This is a genomic window from Plantactinospora sonchi (genome assembly GCF_036422035.1).
Lineage (GTDB): Bacteria > Actinomycetota > Actinomycetes > Mycobacteriales > Micromonosporaceae > Plantactinospora > Plantactinospora sonchi.
On sequence record NZ_JAZGQK010000027.1, the window covers coordinates 1 to 18,823 of the forward strand.

At 69.7% G+C, this 18,823-nt stretch carries 17 protein-coding genes; 11 read left to right on the forward strand and 6 right to left on the reverse strand.

Annotation, left to right across the window (positions count from 1 at the left end; all coding sequences use genetic code 11):
* On the reverse strand, positions 1-833 hold an 833-nt coding region (locus V1633_RS27890; protein ID WP_331217246.1), incomplete at its 3' end, for an endo-1,4-beta-xylanase.
* Between the two features lie 94 nt (positions 834-927).
* The gene (locus tag V1633_RS27895; protein ID WP_331217247.1) at positions 928-2,571 is read right to left on the reverse strand and encodes a glycoside hydrolase family 27 protein; all 1,644 of its coding nucleotides are present in this window, start codon (positions 2,569-2,571) and stop codon (positions 928-930) included.
* 1,021 nt (positions 2,572-3,592) lie between these two features.
* On the opposite strand from V1633_RS27895, the gene V1633_RS27900 reads away from it, so the two are divergent.
* Positions 3,593-4,978: a glycoside hydrolase family 43 protein gene (locus V1633_RS27900; RefSeq protein WP_331217248.1), complete on the forward strand. Its 1,386-nt coding sequence runs from the start codon at positions 3,593-3,595 to the stop codon at positions 4,976-4,978.
* Between the two features lie 71 nt (positions 4,979-5,049).
* Here the strand turns inward: V1633_RS27900 and V1633_RS27905 are convergent, their stop codons facing one another.
* From V1633_RS27905 to V1633_RS27915, 3 genes are all read right to left on the reverse strand, one after another.
* Positions 5,050-5,976, reverse strand: a complete 927-nt coding sequence (locus V1633_RS27905; protein WP_331217249.1) for a carbohydrate kinase family protein — start codon at positions 5,974-5,976, stop codon at positions 5,050-5,052.
* A 45-nt stretch (positions 5,977-6,021) separates the two neighbouring features.
* On the reverse strand, positions 6,022-7,011 hold the full coding sequence (locus tag V1633_RS27910; RefSeq protein WP_331217250.1) for a family 43 glycosylhydrolase: 990 nt from the start codon (positions 7,009-7,011) through the stop codon (positions 6,022-6,024).
* A gap of 74 nt (positions 7,012-7,085) precedes the next feature.
* Positions 7,086-8,111 carry a LacI family DNA-binding transcriptional regulator gene (locus V1633_RS27915; RefSeq protein ID WP_331217251.1) on the reverse strand — a complete coding sequence of 342 codons (1,026 nt, stop codon included), beginning with the start codon at positions 8,109-8,111 and terminating at the stop codon, positions 7,086-7,088.
* A gap of 386 nt (positions 8,112-8,497) precedes the next feature.
* On the opposite strand from V1633_RS27915, the gene V1633_RS27920 reads away from it, so the two are divergent.
* The 9 genes from V1633_RS27920 to V1633_RS27960 all read left to right on the forward strand — a co-directional run bounded on the left by V1633_RS27920 (position 8,498) and on the right by V1633_RS27960 (position 16,520).
* Positions 8,498-9,859, forward strand: a complete 1,362-nt coding sequence (locus V1633_RS27920; protein WP_331217252.1) for an ABC transporter substrate-binding protein — start codon at positions 8,498-8,500, stop codon at positions 9,857-9,859.
* Positions 9,860-9,933: 74 nt separating this feature from the next.
* Positions 9,934-10,827 carry a carbohydrate ABC transporter permease gene (locus tag V1633_RS27925; RefSeq protein ID WP_331217253.1) on the forward strand — a complete coding sequence of 298 codons (894 nt, stop codon included), beginning with the start codon at positions 9,934-9,936 and terminating at the stop codon, positions 10,825-10,827.
* Positions 10,824-11,648: a carbohydrate ABC transporter permease gene (locus V1633_RS27930; protein ID WP_331217254.1), complete on the forward strand. Its 825-nt coding sequence runs from the start codon at positions 10,824-10,826 to the stop codon at positions 11,646-11,648. The genes V1633_RS27925 and V1633_RS27930 overlap by 4 nt, the downstream gene beginning before the upstream one ends.
* Positions 11,649-11,722: 74 nt before the next feature.
* Entirely contained in the window at positions 11,723-12,241 is a 519-nt protein-coding gene (locus tag V1633_RS27935; protein ID WP_331217255.1) for a hypothetical protein, read from the forward strand.
* A 627-nt stretch (positions 12,242-12,868) separates the two neighbouring features.
* On the forward strand, positions 12,869-13,087 hold the full coding sequence (locus V1633_RS27940; RefSeq protein WP_331217256.1) for a hypothetical protein: 219 nt from the start codon (positions 12,869-12,871) through the stop codon (positions 13,085-13,087).
* On the forward strand, positions 13,084-13,248 hold the full coding sequence (locus V1633_RS27945) for a hypothetical protein (RefSeq protein WP_331217257.1): 165 nt from the start codon (positions 13,084-13,086) through the stop codon (positions 13,246-13,248). The genes V1633_RS27940 and V1633_RS27945 overlap by 4 nt, the downstream gene beginning before the upstream one ends.
* An 83-nt stretch (positions 13,249-13,331) precedes the next feature.
* Entirely contained in the window at positions 13,332-14,852 is a 1,521-nt protein-coding gene (locus V1633_RS27950; protein ID WP_331217258.1) for an RICIN domain-containing protein, read from the forward strand.
* Between the two features lie 204 nt (positions 14,853-15,056).
* On the forward strand, positions 15,057-15,428 hold the full coding sequence (locus tag V1633_RS27955; protein WP_331217259.1) for a DUF302 domain-containing protein: 372 nt from the start codon (positions 15,057-15,059) through the stop codon (positions 15,426-15,428).
* A gap of 117 nt (positions 15,429-15,545) precedes the next feature.
* Positions 15,546-16,520, forward strand: a complete 975-nt coding sequence (locus V1633_RS27960; protein ID WP_331217260.1) for an SLAC1 family transporter — start codon at positions 15,546-15,548, stop codon at positions 16,518-16,520.
* Between the two features lie 21 nt (positions 16,521-16,541).
* On the opposite strand, the gene V1633_RS27965 is transcribed toward V1633_RS27960, so the two are convergent.
* Entirely contained in the window at positions 16,542-17,015 is a 474-nt protein-coding gene (locus tag V1633_RS27965) for a hypothetical protein (RefSeq protein ID WP_331217261.1), read from the reverse strand.
* A gap of 407 nt (positions 17,016-17,422) precedes the next feature.
* On the opposite strand from V1633_RS27965, the gene V1633_RS27970 reads away from it, so the two are divergent.
* On the forward strand, positions 17,423-18,814 hold the full coding sequence (locus V1633_RS27970) for an FAD-binding oxidoreductase (RefSeq protein ID WP_331217262.1): 1,392 nt from the start codon (positions 17,423-17,425) through the stop codon (positions 18,812-18,814).
* The last annotated feature ends 9 nt before the right edge of the window (positions 18,815-18,823 follow it).

The following is an 18,823-nucleotide window of genomic DNA, read 5'->3' on the forward strand; positions in this document are numbered from 1 at the left end:
TCGATGTCCAGTTCGGTGATCTGTACGTCGACGCCGAGGGCGGCGAAGCTGGACAGTGTGGTGCGGTAGTTGCTGGGGTACGGCGAGCCGCTGTTGAAGTGCGACTGGAAGCCGACGCAGTCGATCGGCACGCCGCGCTGCTTGAAGTCCTGGACCATGCGGTAGACGGCCTGGGTCTTGTCCCAGGTCCAGTTGTCGGTGTTGTAGTCGTTGTAGCAGAGTTTGGCGTTGGGGTCGGCGGCGTCGGCGGCGCGGAACGCGGCCTCGATCCAGTCGTTCCCGGTGCGTTGCAGATTGGAGTCACGGCGGCCGCCGCCGTTGCCGTCGGCGAACGCCTCGTTCACCACGTCCCAGGAGTCGATTTTGCCCCGGTAGTAGGTGGCGACCCGGGTGACGTGGTTGAGCATCGCGGAGCGCAGCGCGGTGCCGCTCATGCTCTGCATCCAGCCGGGCTGCTGGGAGTGCCAGGCGAGGGTGTGGCCGCGGACCTTCCAGCCGCGGCTGGTCGCGTGGTTGACGATCCGGTCCGCGTTGGTGAACGTGAACTGGTTCTGCTGCGGCTCGGTCGCGTCGATCTTCATTTCGTTCTCGGCCGTGACCTGGTTGAACTCGCGGTTCAGGATCGTGGTGTACGCGCTGTCGCTGAGCTTGTTCGCGGCCACGGCGGTGCCGAAGTAGCGGCCGGACTGGGCTGCCGCCGCGCCGAGGGTGCTCTCGGCGGCGCGGGCGAGATTGGGCACCAACGACACGACGAGGGCTGCGGCGAGCGCGGCGGTTCCGCAGACCGTGAACATCCGAAGTCGGGACCCGTCGGGACGGGTACGGGCGATCATGCTGATCCTCCAGACGGCGGGCAGGACGAGGTGGGGTGGGAGCCGCCGGCGGGGCGGCGTCGCGCGGTCCGGTGGTCCGTGCCGTTCGGCGACGTCATGCCCGGGCCCAGCGTTGGTTGGTCCCGCCGTGGCAGGACCAGACGATGACGGGGGTGCCGTTGGTGGTACCGGCGTTGTTGACGTCCAGGCAGAGCGTGGGGGACCGGACGCTGCTGATGGTGCCGTTGCCGTTCAGGACCCACTGCTGGTTGGTGCCGCCGTTGCAGTCCCAGATCTGTACCCGGGTGCCGGTGGTGGCGTTCGTCGGGATGTCCAGGCACTTGCCGAGCAGTTGGAGGGTCTGGCCGGACTGGGTGAACTGCTGGTTGGCCCCACTGTGGCAGTCCCAGATCAGCGTGCCGGTGCCGTTGGCCGTGTTGCTGTTGTCGAGGTCCAGGCATCGGCCACTGGACTCGCCGCGCAGCCGGAACGTCGACGGCGGGTTGGTGACGCCACCGCCACTGACCCGGTACACCACCGTGCCGTGCGCCGGAACGCTGGCCGAGATCGTACCGGTGCTGCTGGCGGTGGCGTTGGTCCAGGTGTCACGCAGCGTGAACGAGCTGCCGGTCTTGCCGATCGCCGCGGCGGTCGTGGAGATCGTCGTGGTGGAGCCGCCCTGGTTGAACAGGGCCACCGCGACGTCACCGTTGGACAGGCGCTTGGCCAGTACCCGCCGGGTTCCGTCGAAGGACACCTGGGTCGCCTGTACGGCCAGCGGGTCCTGGTTGATCGCGATGAGGTTCTGGTTCTTCATGATGGCCTGGGTGATCGAGCTCATGCTCCGCACGTCGTTGCCGGCGATCAGCGGAGACGCCATCATCGCCCACAGCGCGAAGTGGCTGTGCATCTCTGTGTCGTTCATGCCGCCCCGGCCGACCTCCATCATGTCCGGGTCGTTGAAGGCACCCGGCCCGGCGTAGTGCGCCAGCGGGACGGTGACGTTGACGATGTTCTGGATGCCCATCGGGTACCCGTTGGTCTGACCGGTGTCCCACGCGTTGGTGATGTCCTCGGTGGTGCGCCACATGTTGGCGACGTCGCCCCAGTTGCGCTGGGGCCCGGTCTTGGCATGGATGCTGTTCGGGTTGATGCTGTAGACGATCGGCCGGCCCGTGGCGGCCAGCGCGTCGCGCATGATGGCGAAGGTGCGCACCTGGTCGTCGCTCGTTCCGCTGGGTGAGCACCAGTCGTACTTCAGGTAGTCCACGCCCCATGCGGCGAACTGGCGGGCGTCCTGGGCCTCGTGCCCCTGGGCGCCGGTCGCCCCCGGGTACGAGCCGAAGTACTGGGCGCAGGTGCGGTCCAGCGGCGCCTGGTAGATGCCGAAGAGCAGACCCCTGGCGTGCAGGTAGTCACCCAGTGCCTTCATCCCGCTCGGGAACCGGGACGGATTGGCCTGCAGGTTGCCCTGCGCGTCCCGGGTCGGGTTCATCCAGCAGTCGTCGACCACGACGTACTTGTAGCCCAGGTCTCGCATGCCGGAGCTGACGATGGCATCGGCCACCTGCCGGATCAGCGTCTCGTTGATGTTGCAGCCGAACGTGTTCCAGCTGTTCCAACCCATCGGGGGAGTCCGGGCCACGCCGTTGTTCAACGCCTGTGCCGGGCGCGGCGAGACGATGGGTTCGGCAACGGCCACCCCCACCGCCACCAGGGCTGTGGTCAGGACGGCCAACAGTCTCGTACGTGCCTGCATCGGGCCTCCAACGATCTACGGGGGCGGACGGCGACACGTCCGGGGTGTGAGGCCGGTCGAACTTCCCCACCCGGCGGGTTCCGGAGGTCCGGGTGAGCTGCCGCCCCGTACCACTCGGGCCGAGGCCGCTCCCGTGGACCAGGCCAGAGCCACGTCGGGTGGCGTACGCCATCCATGGGGGTTCATCAATGTGAGCGCTAACATACGCCTCGCTCCGGGGAAGCGCAAGACGGGACGCTCGGCGGCTCGGACACTGTGTCCTACGGTCCGGGCGGGACGCCACCCGACCCTTCCCGGTCGCCTCCCTGTCGCTGCGGTTTCCGGGGAGAGCCCGGCACCTGCCGCGGTGGACCGGATGGGGAGTACGGACCTTGCGTGCGGCGTCCCGGGCGAATGCGTCCGAGCTGTCTCCTGGCCGTCGTGGCGGGTGCCCGGGCGCACGGCGACCGGTCGCCCGCGTTGTCGGACGTCCCGTCGCCGGGCCGCCCCTCGTCGGTACCACTCTCCTCTGGTGCCTGCCGGCCGTGCCCCTGAAGTCGTCGAAGCGCTCATGGCCGGGCGGGAGGCGCCACGACCGGGCGTCACCGGTTCACATAACAGAAATTCGCTGTGACGTTCTACTCTCCTTGTTTCGTCACCGCGCCGAGAAATTGTTATCGAGCACGCTCGTCGAAAGTCCGTACCCCGAAGCGGACTCCGGGCCGGTGGGATTTCGCGTACGAATGCTCGCCTGCCTCTTGAAGGCCGCGAAACAATCTGGCAATCTCCCATGCATCGACGTGAGTGCTCCTTCCTTGCCTGTCCCTGAGGCCAAAATCGTGATCACTGTCAATGTTAACGCTAACAGCATTGGTGAGGCAGGTGGAGGTCGCAGGGGAGGACCGATGGGAGGTCCGTCGCCGCTCACGTCCGTGGGAGGGCCGGCGCGGAGGGGGCAAGCTCCGCGCCGGCCCCGACCGGCGATCAGCGTCCGCGACGAAGTGACCCGCCCCGGAGCGTGCGGGAACCTGAGGAGGTAACCATGAGGTCCGGATTCTTCGGCCGTGCGGTGGGCGGGCGGGGCGCGGCCTGGTTGTCCGTGCTGCTGTGTGTCGTGGTGCTGTTGCCCGGGGTGGCCCGGGCGGACAACCCCATCGTGCAGACCATCTACACGGCCGATCCGGCCCCGCTGGTGCACAACGGCCGGGTGTACCTCTACACCGGGCACGACGAGGACGGCTCGACGTACTTCACCATGCGCGAGTGGCGGGTGTGGTCGTCGGCGGACATGGTGAACTGGACCGACCACGGTTCGCCGATGAGCCTGGCCACCTTCAGTTGGGCCAGCGCCGACGCCTGGGCCGGGCACACCATCTACCGCAACGGCAGGTTCTACTGGTACGTGCCGGTCAAGAACCGGGCGACCGGCCGGATGGCTATCGGGGTGGGCGTGTCGGAGAGCCCCACCGGGCCGTTCCGGGACGCGCTCGGTCGCCCGCTCGTGGAGAACGGGGAGATCGACCCGGCCGCCTTCATCGACGACAACGGGCAGGCGTACCTGTACTGGGGCAACCCCAATCTCTGGTACGTGCGGCTGAACTCCGACATGATCTCGTTCTCGGGTGGTCCGACGCAGATTCCGTTGACCGCGGCGGGGTTCGGCGCCCGTAGCGGGAACGCGAGCCGTCCGACCCTGTACGAAGAGGCACCCTGGGTCTACAAGCGGAACGGGTTGTACTACAACGTCTTCGCGGCGGAGTGTTGCTCGGAGTTCATCGGCTACTCGACCGCCCCCGGACCGACCGGGCCGTGGACCTACCGTGGCACGGTCATGCCTCGGCAGGGCGGTAGTTTCACCAACCACGCGGGTGTCATCGACTTCAACGGCAGCTCGTACTTCTTCTACCACAACGGTGCCCTGCCGGGCGGCGGTGGCTTCACACGTTCGGTCGCGGTGGAGAGGTTCACCTACAACTCCGACGGCACGATCCCGACGATCAACATGACCACGACCGGAGCTCCGCAGGTCGGGACCCTGAACCCCTACATCCGCCAGGAAGCCGAGACGATCGCCTGGGAGACCGGTGTGGAGACCGAGCCGGCCAGCGGCGGGGGCATGAACGTCGGCTGGATCGAGAACGGCGACTGGATCAAGGTCAAGGGTGTTGCCTTCGGCGGCGGCGCCGCCTCCTTCAACGCCCGGGTGGCCTCGGCCACCAGCGGCGGCCGCATCGAACTGCGTCTGGGTGGCACCAACGGCACCCTCGTGGGCACCTGCAACGTCCCGGGTACCGGAGGCTGGCAGACCTGGACGACCGTCACCTGTCCGACCACCGGCGCGACCGGCACCCACGACCTGTACCTGCGATTCGCCGGCGGCAGCGGCTACCTGCTCAACATCGACTGGTGGCAGTTCCAGCAGAGGTAGCGCACCGGCCACGCCCCCGGGTCACACCGTCGCACCGCCCTGTCGACGGAGTCGTCGAAGCCAGGTGCCGCTCAGGACGTCCTGGGCGGCACCTGGTGCCGGTGTGGCGGGTCGGCACCCGCACGGGTGCAGGTGACGGCGGCCACCTCCGTGGCGAACCGTACGGCGGTGGCGACGTCGTCGTCCTGCCAGGACGGCCCTGAGCCGCGCCGGCACAACTCGGAGAGCAGACCGGCGGTGAACGCGTCGCCGGCGCCGATGGTGTCGACCACGTCCACGGCCGGTGCCGGCTGACGCAGCAGGCCGGCGCCGGTCGCGGCGACCGCGCCCCGGGGGCCGAGAGTCGCGATCGCGAGCACGGTGCCGAGGTCACGCCAACCCCGGAGGACGTCCTCGAGGCGGTCCTCCGGATAGAGCCAGCTGATGTCCTCCTCGCTGGCCTTCACCACGTGGGCGTGGCCGACGAGCTGCTCGAGGCGGGTGCGGGCCTGGTGGGCAGTACCGACCAGGGCCGGACGGATGTTCGGGTCGAGGCTGACCGTCATGCCCCGCTCGCGGGCGGCGCGCAGGGTGTCGCCGATGTGTCCGGCCCCGGGGTGCAGGAACACCGACAGTGAACCGGTGTGCAGGATGCCCTGGTGGTGGAGCACGGCTGCCAGTTCGGCAGGTTGCCATTGCCAGTCGGCGGTCCCATCGACGTAGAAGTCGTACGCCGCGGCGCCGTCGTCGGACGTGGTGACAACGGCGAGGGTCGCCGGCTCGGGCGCGGCCACCGCGTACGTCAGGTCGACGCCGTTGGCTTCGGCGTGCTCGCGCAGCCGTCGGCCGAACGGGGCGGTGGAGAGCCGGGCGAGCAGTCTGGTCGGCACCCCGAGCCGGACGAGCCCGACGGCGACGTTGAGCGGGCTGCCGCCGGGGTGCGCGGTGAGGCGGCCGTCGGGCCCTTCGACAAGGTCGACGACGGCCTCGCCGATGACGGTGACCGCTGCCGCGCTCACGACGTGCCTCCCGGCTCGGGTGGTGGGGTCCTCGCTCACCGGGCGCTACCGACTGTCGGATCCCGACGCCGGCCCGGTCGATCCGAGCGCGCCATGCTCGGCCGGCCGGTCCGTGACCAGCCCGGTGCCGGGTCGGTACCGGACGGGGATGGGATCGGTGAGTTCGCCGACGAACTCGCCGTCGACGTCGTCGAGGAAGCCGATCAGCGCCCACCGGCCGTCGGTGTCGGGGACAAGCCGGGGCGCGTACAGGTGTGGGTGCGGCCACGGTTGCGCCGAGGCGACGTCCCAGGGACCGTTGACGGTGGGGCCGGTGGCGGTCCAGATCCGGTGCCCGGCGTGCTGCGGGGTGGCCACGGCGTTGGTGCAGAACAGCAGGACGGGCTGGCCGTCCACGACCGCTACCTGGGGGACCTCGAGGTGCCCGAACCCGGCCGGCGTGGACAGCGGCGGCTGGACCGTCCAGTTGACCAGGTCGTCGGAGGTCGCGTGGCCGACGACCCCGCGTTCGGCCGCCGCGCCGTGGTTGGCCCGGGCGGTGACGAGCATGTGCCAGCCGGTGCCGGTGGGGTCGGGGAATACCCAGGGGTCACGCCAGGCCTGTTCGTACCACAGGTTCCGGTCCAGGGTCTCGTACCAGGTCGGGTCGGCCTCCACCAGCGGACCGGTGCCGTGTCGGTGCCAGGTAATCAGGTCGTCGGAGACGGCCAGGCCGATGCGTTGCACCAGCCCGTCCTCCGCGCGGCTGACTCCGGTGTAGAACAGGTACCACCGCTGGTCCGGGCCCCGTACGACGCATCCGGTCCAGGTGGCCAGGTCGTCCCAACCGGGGGTGTCGGCGGGGACGAGTGCGTCGGCGACCAGGCGCCAGTCGCGCAGGTCGGTGGAGACGGCGTGGCCGATGGTGGCGCGCAGGTGGCGGCGGTGCGGGTCGAGCAGGGCACGGGAGGCGCGCAGGAAGAACGCGTGCCGCAGCCCATCGTCGTCCTGCACGTACCAGCTGTCCCACACCCAGTGGTCTGGCAGACGGAGCATGGCGAGGAAGCTACCAGATAAATCGGTTTAGCAATATCAGCACGGTGCCCCGGCGGCGCCTGCGACCACCGGTGTTACGGCGCCGGCGTCGTGATGGACCTGCGTCGGCGCAGCGGCATGGGGACGAGGGTCGGTTCCGTGGTACCGCCGTCGAGGAGGATCTCCACCGCGCGCCGCCCCATCTGTTCGTGCGGCAGGGCGGCGGTGGCCAGGCCGGGACGCAGCCAGGTGGCGATGGGGTCGTCGTCGAAGGAGACGACGGAGATGTCGGTGGGAACGGCCAGTCCGGCCTCGCCGAGCGCCTGGTAGGCGCCGAAGGCCAGCCGGTCGTTCATGCAGATGACGGCACTCGGGCGTACGGGCTTGGCCAGGAGGCCGCGCATGGCGGCGTAACCGTGTTCGGGTAACCAGTCGTTGCAGAACACGTCGGCGAGCAGGGTGGCGCCGGCGGCCGAGAGCGTCTCCTGGATCCCCCGCAGGCGAGCCTGCGCGGCGAGGGAGACCTCGGGTTCGCGCTCCTTGAGGCGGTTACGGCCGATGAGCGCGATCCGGTCGCGGTGGCCCCGGTCGAGCAGCGCGGTGGTGACGGTCCGACCGGCCCGCTCGTCGTCGGGGAGCACACAGAGCAGGTTCTCCGGGCTGGTGGCGTTGAGCAACACCACGGGGCCGTTCCGGATGGCGGGCGGCACCGCCAGCCGCCGGGTCGCCATCGCCGCGTAGATGACCCCGTCGACCTGACGGTCGAGCATCGCCTCGATGGCGTACTGCTCGAAGGCCGCGTCGCCCTGCGTCTCGGCGATGAGCAGTACGTGGTCACGTTCGCGGGCCGCGTCCAGCGCGCCGCGGATCAGACCGCCGGCGAACCGGGTGGTGGCGACGATGTCGGAGACGAACGCGATGGTGGCCGTCTTGCGGGTACGCAGACTGCGGGCGGCGACGTTGGGCCGGTAGCCGAGTTCCTCGGCGGCCGCGAAGACGCGCTGGTGCGCCTCGGGGGAGAGTCGGGTGCCCTCCCGCCCGTTGAGCACCATCGACGCGGCGGTCTTGGACAACCCGGCGAGCCGTGCGACGTCGGCCAGGGTTGCTCTGTTGCGGCCCATCAATCCTCCGAATCGGGGCGGTTGATCCGACACCACCGCTGCCCATCATGTCGGGTGGGCCGATGCTGTCCAGCGACCGGCGACGGCCCGGCGTGGTCCGGGTCAGGTGAACCCGTCGTTTCCGAGCCGTTGCCGGCTTGTCCTTGACAGCTCCACGGCGACGCGTTCATGCTCTGCTAAATCAGTTTAGCGGACGCTGTGCTCCCGCCGAGGGCATGCTCACGCCCCTCGCTGGAGTGGCCATGGTTGGGTACCGCGCGCCGGGCCGGGGGCTGGCCCGCGACGTGCCTCACGTGGCGGCCGCAGGCTGTCGCGGCGGGTCCGACCAACCTGCCGGGACAACTGCCGATCGGCGAGGCGCGCGGAATAGTCAAGGAGCCGTAGGAGTGGACGGATTTTCGACGAGGTACACGCGGCGCAGGCTCGCGGTGCTCGCCTCGCTGGTTGCTGCCGCCGTGTCGATCACCGCGTGCAGTGCTCCCGGATCGGATCAGGAATCCCCGACTGATTCCGCCGCACCGGTCAGCACTGACCTGGGGACCGAACCGATCACCCTGGAGATGTACGCGGAGACCGGCTTCCCGCTCGCGAAGGCGCTCGCCGACGAGTTCACCCGGCAGCACCCGAACGTGAAGTTCAACGTCCGGGAGGACCAGTTCACGGTGATCGTGGAGAACGCGCCCCGGGTACTGGCCTCGGACAACGCGCCGGACATCATTCGGCTGCCCACCATGGTCGACCTGGTCAAGGACGGGCTGCTGAAGAACCTGGACCCGTACTTCACCGCGTACGGCTGGGACAGGTTCCCGGCCTCGCAGCTCGTGCAGCTGCGCGTCGGGGAGGGCGGTCGTCCGCGTGGTGCCGGGTCGCTGTACGGGATGGGCCTCGGGTACAGCGTGACCGGGGTGTTCTACAACAAGAGCCTCGCCGAGCGGGTCGGCATGACCGCGCCGCCGACCACCGTCGCCGGGTTCGAGGAGCTGCTGGCCAAGGCCAAGACCGCCGGCATCCAGCCGATCATGCAGTTCAACAAGAACACCGCCGGGATCAACTTCCCCCACCAGGCGCTGCAGAACCAGTTCGGTGACCCGGCCCGGATCGCCGACTGGATCTTCCAGAAGCCGGGCGCCACCTTCGACACACCGGCCGCGCTGAAGGCCACCCAGGTCATCCAACGGTGGGCCCAGGCCGGGTACTTCCCGAAGGACGCCAACGCCCTGGACTACACCGCGATGATGGGCGAGTTCCAGAAGGGCAACGGCCTGTTCATGTTCAACGGCGACTGGGAGTCGGGCAATCTCGACAAGTCGATGAGCGGCAAGGTGGGCTTCTTCCTGTTCCCCACCGAGTCCGGCGGGGGCAACCACGTCGCGATGTCCGCACCCAACACCTTCGGCGTCGGCGCCAAGGCCAAGCACCCGGACGCGGCCGCCTTCTTCCTCAACTGGGTCCACACCGACGCCAAGGCCCGGGAGATCTCCGTGACCGTCGGGGGCTCCCACCCCGGCGGCCCGTCCGACCTGGCCATCCCCACCGTGGCCGAGGGCAGCGTGCTGGCCCAGACGCTCAAGGCGTCACAGCAGCTCGGGGCGGAGAACGGGGCGGTGGACTTCACCGCGAACGCCACCGGCGGCATCTTCGCCGCGGCGATCACCCCGGAGATGCAGAAGCTGGTCGCCGGCCAGCAGACCCCCGAGGGGTACGTGAAGGCGGTCCAGGCCGAGTACCAGAAGGAACTGTCCCGATGACGTCTGCCGTCGGCAGCGCCCGGAACGGGCGGGCGACAACCCCGTCGTCGGTCCCTCCGAACCAGCCGTCGCCCGTGCGGCCCCACCGACGCCGGTGGGGCCGCACGGCCCGCTGGGCCGGCTGGCTCTACGTGCTGCCCGCCATGCTGATGTACGCCGTCTTCGTCCTGCGTCCGCTCGCGCTGACGGTCCAGTACTCGCTCTACGACTGGAACGGCATCGGGGTGGCCCGGTGGGCGGGCCTGGACAACTACCTGACCGTGTTCACCGACAGCGATCTGTTGAAGATCATTTCGAACGCGTTCATCCTGATCATCTTCTTCAGCCTCATCCCGGTCGCGCTCGGGCTGCTGGTGGCCAGCCTGGTCCGCCGGATCACCGCGGGACCGTTCGGCACCGCCGTACGTACCATCCTGTTCCTGCCCCAGGTGATCCCGCTGGTGGCGGCCGGCATCGCGTGGAGTTGGCTGCTGTCGTCGAACGGTCTGGTCAACCAGGTGCTCCGCGCGGTCGGTCTGGGTGGACTGGCCCGTGCCTGGCTCGGCGACTTCGACACGGCGCTGCCCTCCGTCGGGGTCATCGGCGCCTGGGTGCTGCTCGGTCTCTGCACGATCCTGCTGGTCACCGGTATGAGCAAGATCGACCCCGCGCTGTACGAAGCGGCCCGCATCGACGGCGCCGGGCCGGTACGCGAGTTCTTCGCGGTCACCCTGCCCAGCCTGCGCAACGAGATCGGGGTGTGCCTCACCGTGACCGTGATCGCCGCCCTGGCCAGTTTCGACATCGTCTACATCTCCACCAGCGGCGGCCCCGGTCTGCAGACCACCGTGCCGGGGCTGGAGATCTACCGGCTCGCGTTCTCCCAACGTCAGGTCGGGCTCGCCTCGGCGCTGGCCGTCGTGCTCATGCTGCTGGTGCTGGCGTGCGTACTGCCGATCCAGCGGCTCACCCGGGAAGGCAAGGAATGAATCTGAGTCGACGCGAATGGCTGACCGGCCGGGTCTTCCTGATCGCGCTGGTCCTCGTCACACTCCTGCCGTTCGTGAGCATGCTGTCCGCCGCGTTGCAGCCCCGCGGCACGGTACCCACCGGGCTCGCCTGGCCGTCGGATCCGCAGTGGGGGAACTTCGTCGACGCGTTCACCGCCGCGAACATGGCCGCACTGCTGCGTTCCAGCCTGCTGATCGTGGTCGGGGTCGTACCGGTCTCCGTGGTGATCGCCACCATGGCCGGCTTCGGCCTCGGTCACCTGCGGGTGCCCGGCGGCAGGTTCGCCTTCGGGCTCCTGCTGCTCGGCCTGACCCTGCCGTTCGAAGCGGTGATCACCCCGATCTACTACCAGATGCGCGATCTCGGCCTGCTCAACACCCGTTGGGCGATCATCCTGCCGCTCATCGCGCTCTACATGCCGTTCGCGGTGTTCTGGATGCGGGCGCACTTCAGCAACGTGCCGACCGAGCTCTCCGAGGCGGCGCGGATGGACGGCAGCAGCACCTGGCAACTGTTCTGGCGGATCCAGGTGCCGCTCGCGCGGCCGGCGATCGCGTCCCTGACGATCCTGCTGTTCCTGTGGACCTGGAACCAGTTCCTGCTCGCGATCGTGCTCGTCGACGACGCCACCAAACGCACGATGGCCGGCGCCCTCGGCGCGTTCCAGGGCCAGTGGGGCACCGATCTGGTGTTGCTCTGCGCCGGGTCGCTGCTCATCCTCACCCCGACCCTCATCGTGTTCGTGATCTTCCAGCGCCAGTTCATCAAGGCCCTGCTCCAGGGATCCGTGAAGGGATAACCCGAACCCCTACGGGAGCGCATCCGGCTCTTCACGGATGTTCCGGCTCCGCCGCCACCCGTAGGGTCACCCCTGTGCCAGACATCGCCCGCCGTGCTCCCACCCGATGGACGGTGCCGCTGCAGACGCTGGTTGTAGCCTGTTCGGTCGTCTTTGTCATCGGCACCACCTTCCAGACCTTCGTCATCATCGACCAGCAGGCCATCGTGGACATGATGCGCGGTGCCGGTGCCTCCGCCGAGCAGGCGTCGGCGGACGCGCCCGCCTTCCTGCTCGGTTTCCGCCTCGTGGGCTGCGCCTACATCGTCGGTAACGCCCTCGGGCTGCTGGCCCGGACCGGGCGGGGCTGGGTGTTCTGGCTGATCCTGCTGGTCAACGTGACCCAGGCGGCCGGCGTGGTCGTCATACCGCCGGAAGTGTTCGAGGTGACCCGAGAGCGCTTCGGCGTGCTGGGTCTGCTGCCCTCCTGGATAACGGATGGCGGTGCGGCGGTACTGAGCCTGATTCTCGTGATCTCGCTCATCCGATACCGTACGGCGTGGGCCCATCGGCGGAAGCCCATGACGCACGTCGGTGCGCAGCGGCAGCCATGACACGTCTTTTCCGCACACCGCTCGTTCGGCGTCACCGCACCTCGTACCGAATGTGGGTCCCGGACGGTGTTGATGAGAAGGAACGGCGTCGTCCGTGATGCATGTCGGGGCCGCCGGCCGCGCGTGTTATCGCTAACAGGCAGGGGTGATCCGCTGGGCGCGGCCGCTCGGCTCGCCGCGCACCCCCATGCCCGTCCCGAGGAGCCGCCGCGCCGGGTTGGTCCACCGGGCCTTTGTCGCGGGATCGACGAACCCGATCACATAGACAACCGTGAACATCAGGAGGCTGGCGCATCACGCGCCTCATCAATCTGACCAGCGAAAACGATCGTCGTTGAGTACCGGGCCCCAGGTGTGGCGATCCGGACGCGAGTCCGGGGGCGACCCCGACTGCGCGGCGCCGCGAGGCCTCTCGCGGTCGGCCGGACCGTCGTCGTCAACCTTGACATCGCAGTGACGAACGTCAACACTTCAAGACAAGCCCGAAACATCCGCCCCTGTAGCGTCCGACGCATGTGAGCGCTATCAACTGATGTGGCCTGAGCCGCCGCCGGCGCGGGTCGGTGCTGGCGCCTTCGCCTGTTCCTGGCGCGGTGGGCCGTTGTCCCACCTCCTGCTGGAGGACCGATGATCAAGCACAGGACCCTGCTGGTCACGGCGGGTGCCGGGGCGACAGGTGGTGCCGTCGTGGGCACTCCCGCCCGCGCGGACACCACGGTCACGATCAGTCCCGCTGCCGACCACGGCATGTGGGAAGGCTGGGGCATCCGCTGGCGGGTGGTGGACTTGAGCGCGGACTGGGCCGCCATCCATCTCACCTTCGACATGTCGGGCTCGGTCAGGTGACCGGCGGCTCCGGCGGCCTGGTGCCGCGCTGGTCCACCGCGCCGGCCGGCGGTGATCGGTACACCGCACGTCAGGACACCCGGGTCGACGGCGAGCGGGTGAGTGTCGCCATCCCCGAGGCATCGGTGCAGACCCATCAGGTCGACGGCGTCACGGTGTAGCCCGAGGGCACGCATCGATGCCGACGTCACCCCGGGCCGTTCGCAGGTCTCAGTTCCAAGCGTCCCGTCTCCAGGAGTTGACCATGTTCCTCGCTGAACGGCCATCCGGCCCGCACCGTCGTCGCCTCCGTCGCGTCCGCACCGTGCTGGCCGGCGCGGTACTCGTCGCCGGGGTCACCGCGCTCATCCCCGCCCGGCAGGCCGACGCCGCCACGATCGACCCGTCGGCGTACTACCAGATCGTGTCCCGCCACAGCGGAAAGGCGATCGAGATCGCCGGCCAGTCCACCGCCGACGGGGCGGGCGTCCAGCAGTGGACCCGGACCGGTCTGGCCAACCAGCAGTTCCAGTTCGTCGATGCCGGCGGCGGACACTTCAAGCTGCGTGCCCGGCACAGCGGCAGCCTGATCGACATCTCGGGCGCCTCCGTCGCCGACGGCGCCAACGTCCTGCAGTGGCCCGACAACGGCGGTGCCAACCAGCAGTTCAGGGTGGTGGACACCGACAGCGGTTTCGTCAAGCTCCTCAACCGGAACAGCGGCAAGGCGCTGGAGGTGTGGGACTGGTCGACCGCGGACGGCGGGCGGGTCTCGCAGTACACCGAGACCGGCGGCGCGAACCAGCAGTGGCAACTGGTCCAGGTCGGCACGACCGCGCCCAACGCCTACGTCGGTTACCTGTTCAGCTACATGACAGGCGAGGGCAGCGCCAACGGCGAGCAGATCTACTTCGGTCTGAGCCAGGGCAACGACCCGGTCCGGTGGCGGCAGCTCAACGGCGGTCAGCCGGTCCTCGCCTCCAACGTCGGTACCAGGGGAGCGCGGGACCCGTTCATCATCCGCTCTCCACAGGGCGACCGGTTCTTCCAGATCGCGACCGACCTGCGCATCTACGGCGGCGGGAACTGGGACGCGGCGCAGCGCACCGGAAGCAGATCCATCGTGGTCTGGGAGTCCACCGACCTGGCGACCTGGAGCGCCCCCCGGCTGGTCCGGGTCTCGCCCGACACCGCCGGCAACACCTGGGCGCCGGAGGCCTACTACGACGAGGGCATCGGCCAGTACGTGGTGTTCTGGGCCTCGAAGCTGTACGCCGCCGACGACCCGAACCACACCGGCAGCAGCTACAACCGGATGATGTACGCGACCACCCGCGACTTCCGTACCTTCAGCCCCGCGCAGGTCTGGGTGGACAAGGGCTACTCCACCATCGACTCCACGCTGATCAAGCACGACGGCATCTACTACCGCTACACCAAGGACGAACGCGGTCCGGCACAGTCGGCGTGCGGCAAGTTCATCCTGGCCGAGCGGTCCAGCACGGTGCTCAACCGGAACTACTCGTTCGTACGGGAGTGCATCGGCCAGGGCTCGCTGAGCCAGGGGGAGGGGCCGCTCGTGTTCAAGTCGAACACCGAGAACCGGTGGTACCTGTACGTCGACGAGTACGGCGGCCGCGGCTACCTCCCGTTCACCACCACCGACCTGGCCAGCGGCCAGTGGAGCATGGTGTCCAGCTACACCATGCCCGGCCGGCCCCGCCACGGTACGGTCCTTTCGCTGACCCGGGCGGAGTACGACCGCCTCGCGCAACGCTTCGGATAGCCCTGGTGCGGGGCCGCCTGTCGACGTTCACATGGACCGGTCGCTCGCGGCCGGCGTCGGGTGCGGTCCCGGCGGGCGCTTCGCCGTGGGGAGGCGGCGGCTGTTCTCCGGCAAACCGCCCCGGACCGGTCCCGGTTGCGGGCAAGATGAGGTGGATTCGCCCAGTGACACGGTGAGCGGGGGTCGGCCGTGAACGATGGACTGGTGACCAGGCGCAGTCCCCACGGCGTCGGAGAGACAATCTCCGCGCTGCGGGCCGAGGCGGAACGTGTGGGCGCTGCGGTGGCGGCGGTGGTCGACCATGCGGCGGCCGCCCGCAAGGCCGGGCTGAGCATGCCCGACACGCAGGTGATCATCTTCGGGAACCCGCAGGCGGGGACTCCGCTCATGCAGGCCCGTCCCGAGATCGCCATCGACCTGCCGATGCGACTCATGGTGCGCGACGACGGCCAGCCCGGCTCGCTGGTCACCTGGCAGGACCCCGCGTACCTCGCCGAGCGGTACGGACTGGGCGAGGACCAGCTTGCGCCCCTGAACGCCCCGGCCAAGATCGCCTCTGCGGTTGACGGCCGCTGAGTACCGTCGGAGTCGGCCGCCCGGGCAGCCCGCACGAGGCCAGCCCGGCGTCGCCCGTCGCGGGCCGGCGGTGACCGGCGGCAGCGCGTACCCGAGGTCCGAGCAGGAGAGGTCCCGATGGCCGCCGTCCGTGTCCCGCCGAACTTCTTCGGCATCCCGTTCGGGCTGGCCGGCCTGGCGGGCAGTTGGGTCGTCGCGGCGGGCGACGGCAACGCGCCGAGCTGGGTGGGCGACGCCCTGCTCGTGCTCGCGGCGGTGGTCTGGCTGGCCGTCACGGTGGGCTACGCGGCCTACACCTGGTCGGTCCGCCGCGCGTTCGTCGCTGACCTGCTCGACCCGGTGCTCGCCCCGTTCGTCTCGCTCGCGGTGATCACGCCGATGCTGCTCGCCGCGCAGGGCCTCACACCGCGCAACCTCACCGCCGCCCGGATCGTCGTCGACGTGTTCCTCGTCCTTACCGTGCTGTTCGGTGGCTGGATAACCGGCCAATGGATCTACGGCCCGCTCGACCTCGACCGCATGCATCCCGGCTACTTCCTGCCCACCGTGGCCGGCGGACTCGTCGCCTCCGCCACCACCGCCGTGGTCGGGCAGCGCCTGCTCTCGGTACTCATGCTGGGACTCGGGCTGGTCTGCTGGCTCGTCATCGGCTCGCTGACGCTCAACCGGCTGTTCTTCCGGCCGCCGCTGCCGCCGGCGCTGATCCCGACGCTGGCCATCGAGGTGGCGCCCGCCGCGCTGGCCGGGGTGGCGCTGTTCGCGCTCAACGGGGAACGGATCGACTTCTTCGTCTCGCTGGTCGCCGGGTACGGGCTGTTGATGGTCCTCGCCCAGGTCCGGCTCCTACCCGCGTACCTGGGCCTGTCGTTCGCCCCCACGTTCTGGGCGTTCACGTTCCCGTTCGCGGCGGTGGCGACGACCACGTTGCACTGGATCGCCGACAGCCGGCCGTCCGGACACCGGGTCTACGCGTACCTGGTGCTGGCCGGGATCACCGCGCTGATCGGCGGCATCGCCGTCCGGACGGTTGTCGCGGCGGCCCGTGGGCAACTGCTGCCAACGGCTCCGGAACCCGCTCGCCGGGACCGCTGAGCACCGGTGCACCGGGCCGGGTCAGCTGCCCCGGTCCAACCGCTTCAGCGCCGCGGCGGCAACCAGGCTGTACGCGACGTACGGCAGGGCATCCTCGAACCAGCCCTCCCTGCCCCAGCGGCGCGGGTCCGTCACCCCGAGCGCGGCCATCGACCCGTCAGCCACCAGCATGCCGCCGATCCCGATCATTCCCGCCGCCACCGGCAGCGGTGGCTGCCGCCGCCCGGTGAGCGCCGCGAAGAGCGTCACGGCCAACACTCCGTTGACGATCCCGAGCACAGGCCCGAATCCGGCCCGCCGGTGCGCCGCCCGGTCCGCCGGCCCCAGGTTCACGTGGGCCAGGTCAACGATCCGCTGTACGGCACGTTCGTGCGTGTCGCTCATCGGGCGGGCCCGGACGGCCACGTCGAGATTGCTGAACAGCTCGCGGGCGAGCGTACCGGCGGCACCTGCCACGATCCCGTTCGTCAGGCTGGCCAGCCAGTTTCTTGCCATGAAATCACCTCGGCCTTGTTGTCGTCGCCCGCGTCCCGCCGACCTCTGGCCGCGCCTGTCCGGCATACCCATCCCGTGCGACGTCATTTCTGCCGGACAGGCCGTTCCGCAGGAGTCTCCCGCCGCGTCGGTCGGGGTGATGTCTTTCCCGACCGCGATGGAGTCGGTGTGCGGGGACCTTCGGCCGGCACGCGGGAGCCGTGGCGGTCTGGGAAGTCCCGCAGCCGTTGTGCCCTTTTGTCGGGGTCCGGTCACGCGGCCTGTGTCGGGGCATCCGACCGGTGCTGCCCGGCTCGCGCTCGACCGTGCGCTGCGGCACTCGTGTCAGGCGTCAACGTGGCGACGGTCGCCGAACTTGCCGACGCCTCCGACCGTGTAGAGGGCAACGAGCCTGGGAAGGCTACGGGATGACGGACGTGATCGACCGGGACGGTCTGGCCCGGCTGGCCGCAGAGGTCGCCGGCCCGGTGCTGGTCCCCGGCGACGAGGGGTACGCCGCGGAGACCGCCACCTGGAACACGCCCCTGGTGCAACGCCCGGCTGTCGCGGTCGGTGCCACGTCCGCCGCCGACGTGCAGGCCGCCGTCCGTTTCGCCGACGCGAACGGGCTGCCGGTCGCCATGGTCGCCACCGGGCACAGTGCGGTCGTGACAGCGGACGGCGCGGTCATGATCAACCTGCGTCGGATCAACGGCGTCAGTGTCGACGCGGGATCGCGTACGGCGACGATCGGCGCTGCCGTCACAGCCCAGCAACTGATCGAGGCGGCGGCCGAGGTCGATCTGGCGCTGCTGGCCGGCTCGTCGCCCAACGTCGGTGTGGTCGGCTACGTCCTCGGCGGCGGGCTCAGCTCGAGCCTCGGTCGCAGGTACGGCTTCGCCGCCGACCACGTGCACGGCGCCGAGATCGTCACCGCCGACGGCTCGCTTCGACGGATCGACGCGGACCACGAACCGGACCTGTTCTGGGCGATCCGGGGCGGCATGGGCAACTTCGGCGTGGTCACCTCCCTCACCATCGGCCTGGTGCCGGTGACCAGCCTGTACGGTGGCGGGCTGTACTTCGCCGGCGAAGACGTCGGGCAGGTGCTCGACGCGTACCGTCGGCTGGTCGCCGCCGCCCCGGAGGAGCTGACGGTGTCGGTCGCGTTCCTGCGACTGCCGTCGGTGCCGTCCGTGCCGGAACCGTTGCGGGACCGGTTCACCGTCCACGTGCGGATCGCCTACCTGGGTCCGGCCGCCGACGGCCAACGGCTCGTCGCGGACCTGCGCGCCACGGCGCCGATCCTGATCGACACGGTGAAGGAGATGCCGTTCACGGGGGTGGCCGGCATCCACGCGGACCCGGTCGAACCGGCGCCGACGTACGAGATGTCAGCCCTGCTCCGCGACTTTCCCGCCGAGGCCGCCGAGGCGCTGATCGACGTTGCGGGCCCGGGCGTCGACACACCGGTGGGAATGATCGAAGTCCGTCAACTCGGTGGCGCACTCAGCCGCGAACCGCGCTCGCCGAACGCCGTCGGCAACCGGGACGCCGCCTTCCAGCTCTCCGCCGCCGCGTTCGGCGGGCCCGGCATGGCGGACGAGTTCCGTGCGCCGTTGGCCACGCTCGCCGACGCGATGACCCGTTGGACCACCGGCGGTAAGCAGGCCAACTTCCTGACCGGCTACGACACCACGGCCGAGGCGGTGGCCCGTGCCTACGCACCGGAAACCTACCAGCGTCTGGTGGAGGTCAAGCGGGCCTTCGACCCGCGCAACACCTTCCGCGTCAACCACAACATCACCCCGGACCGCTGAACAACGGCC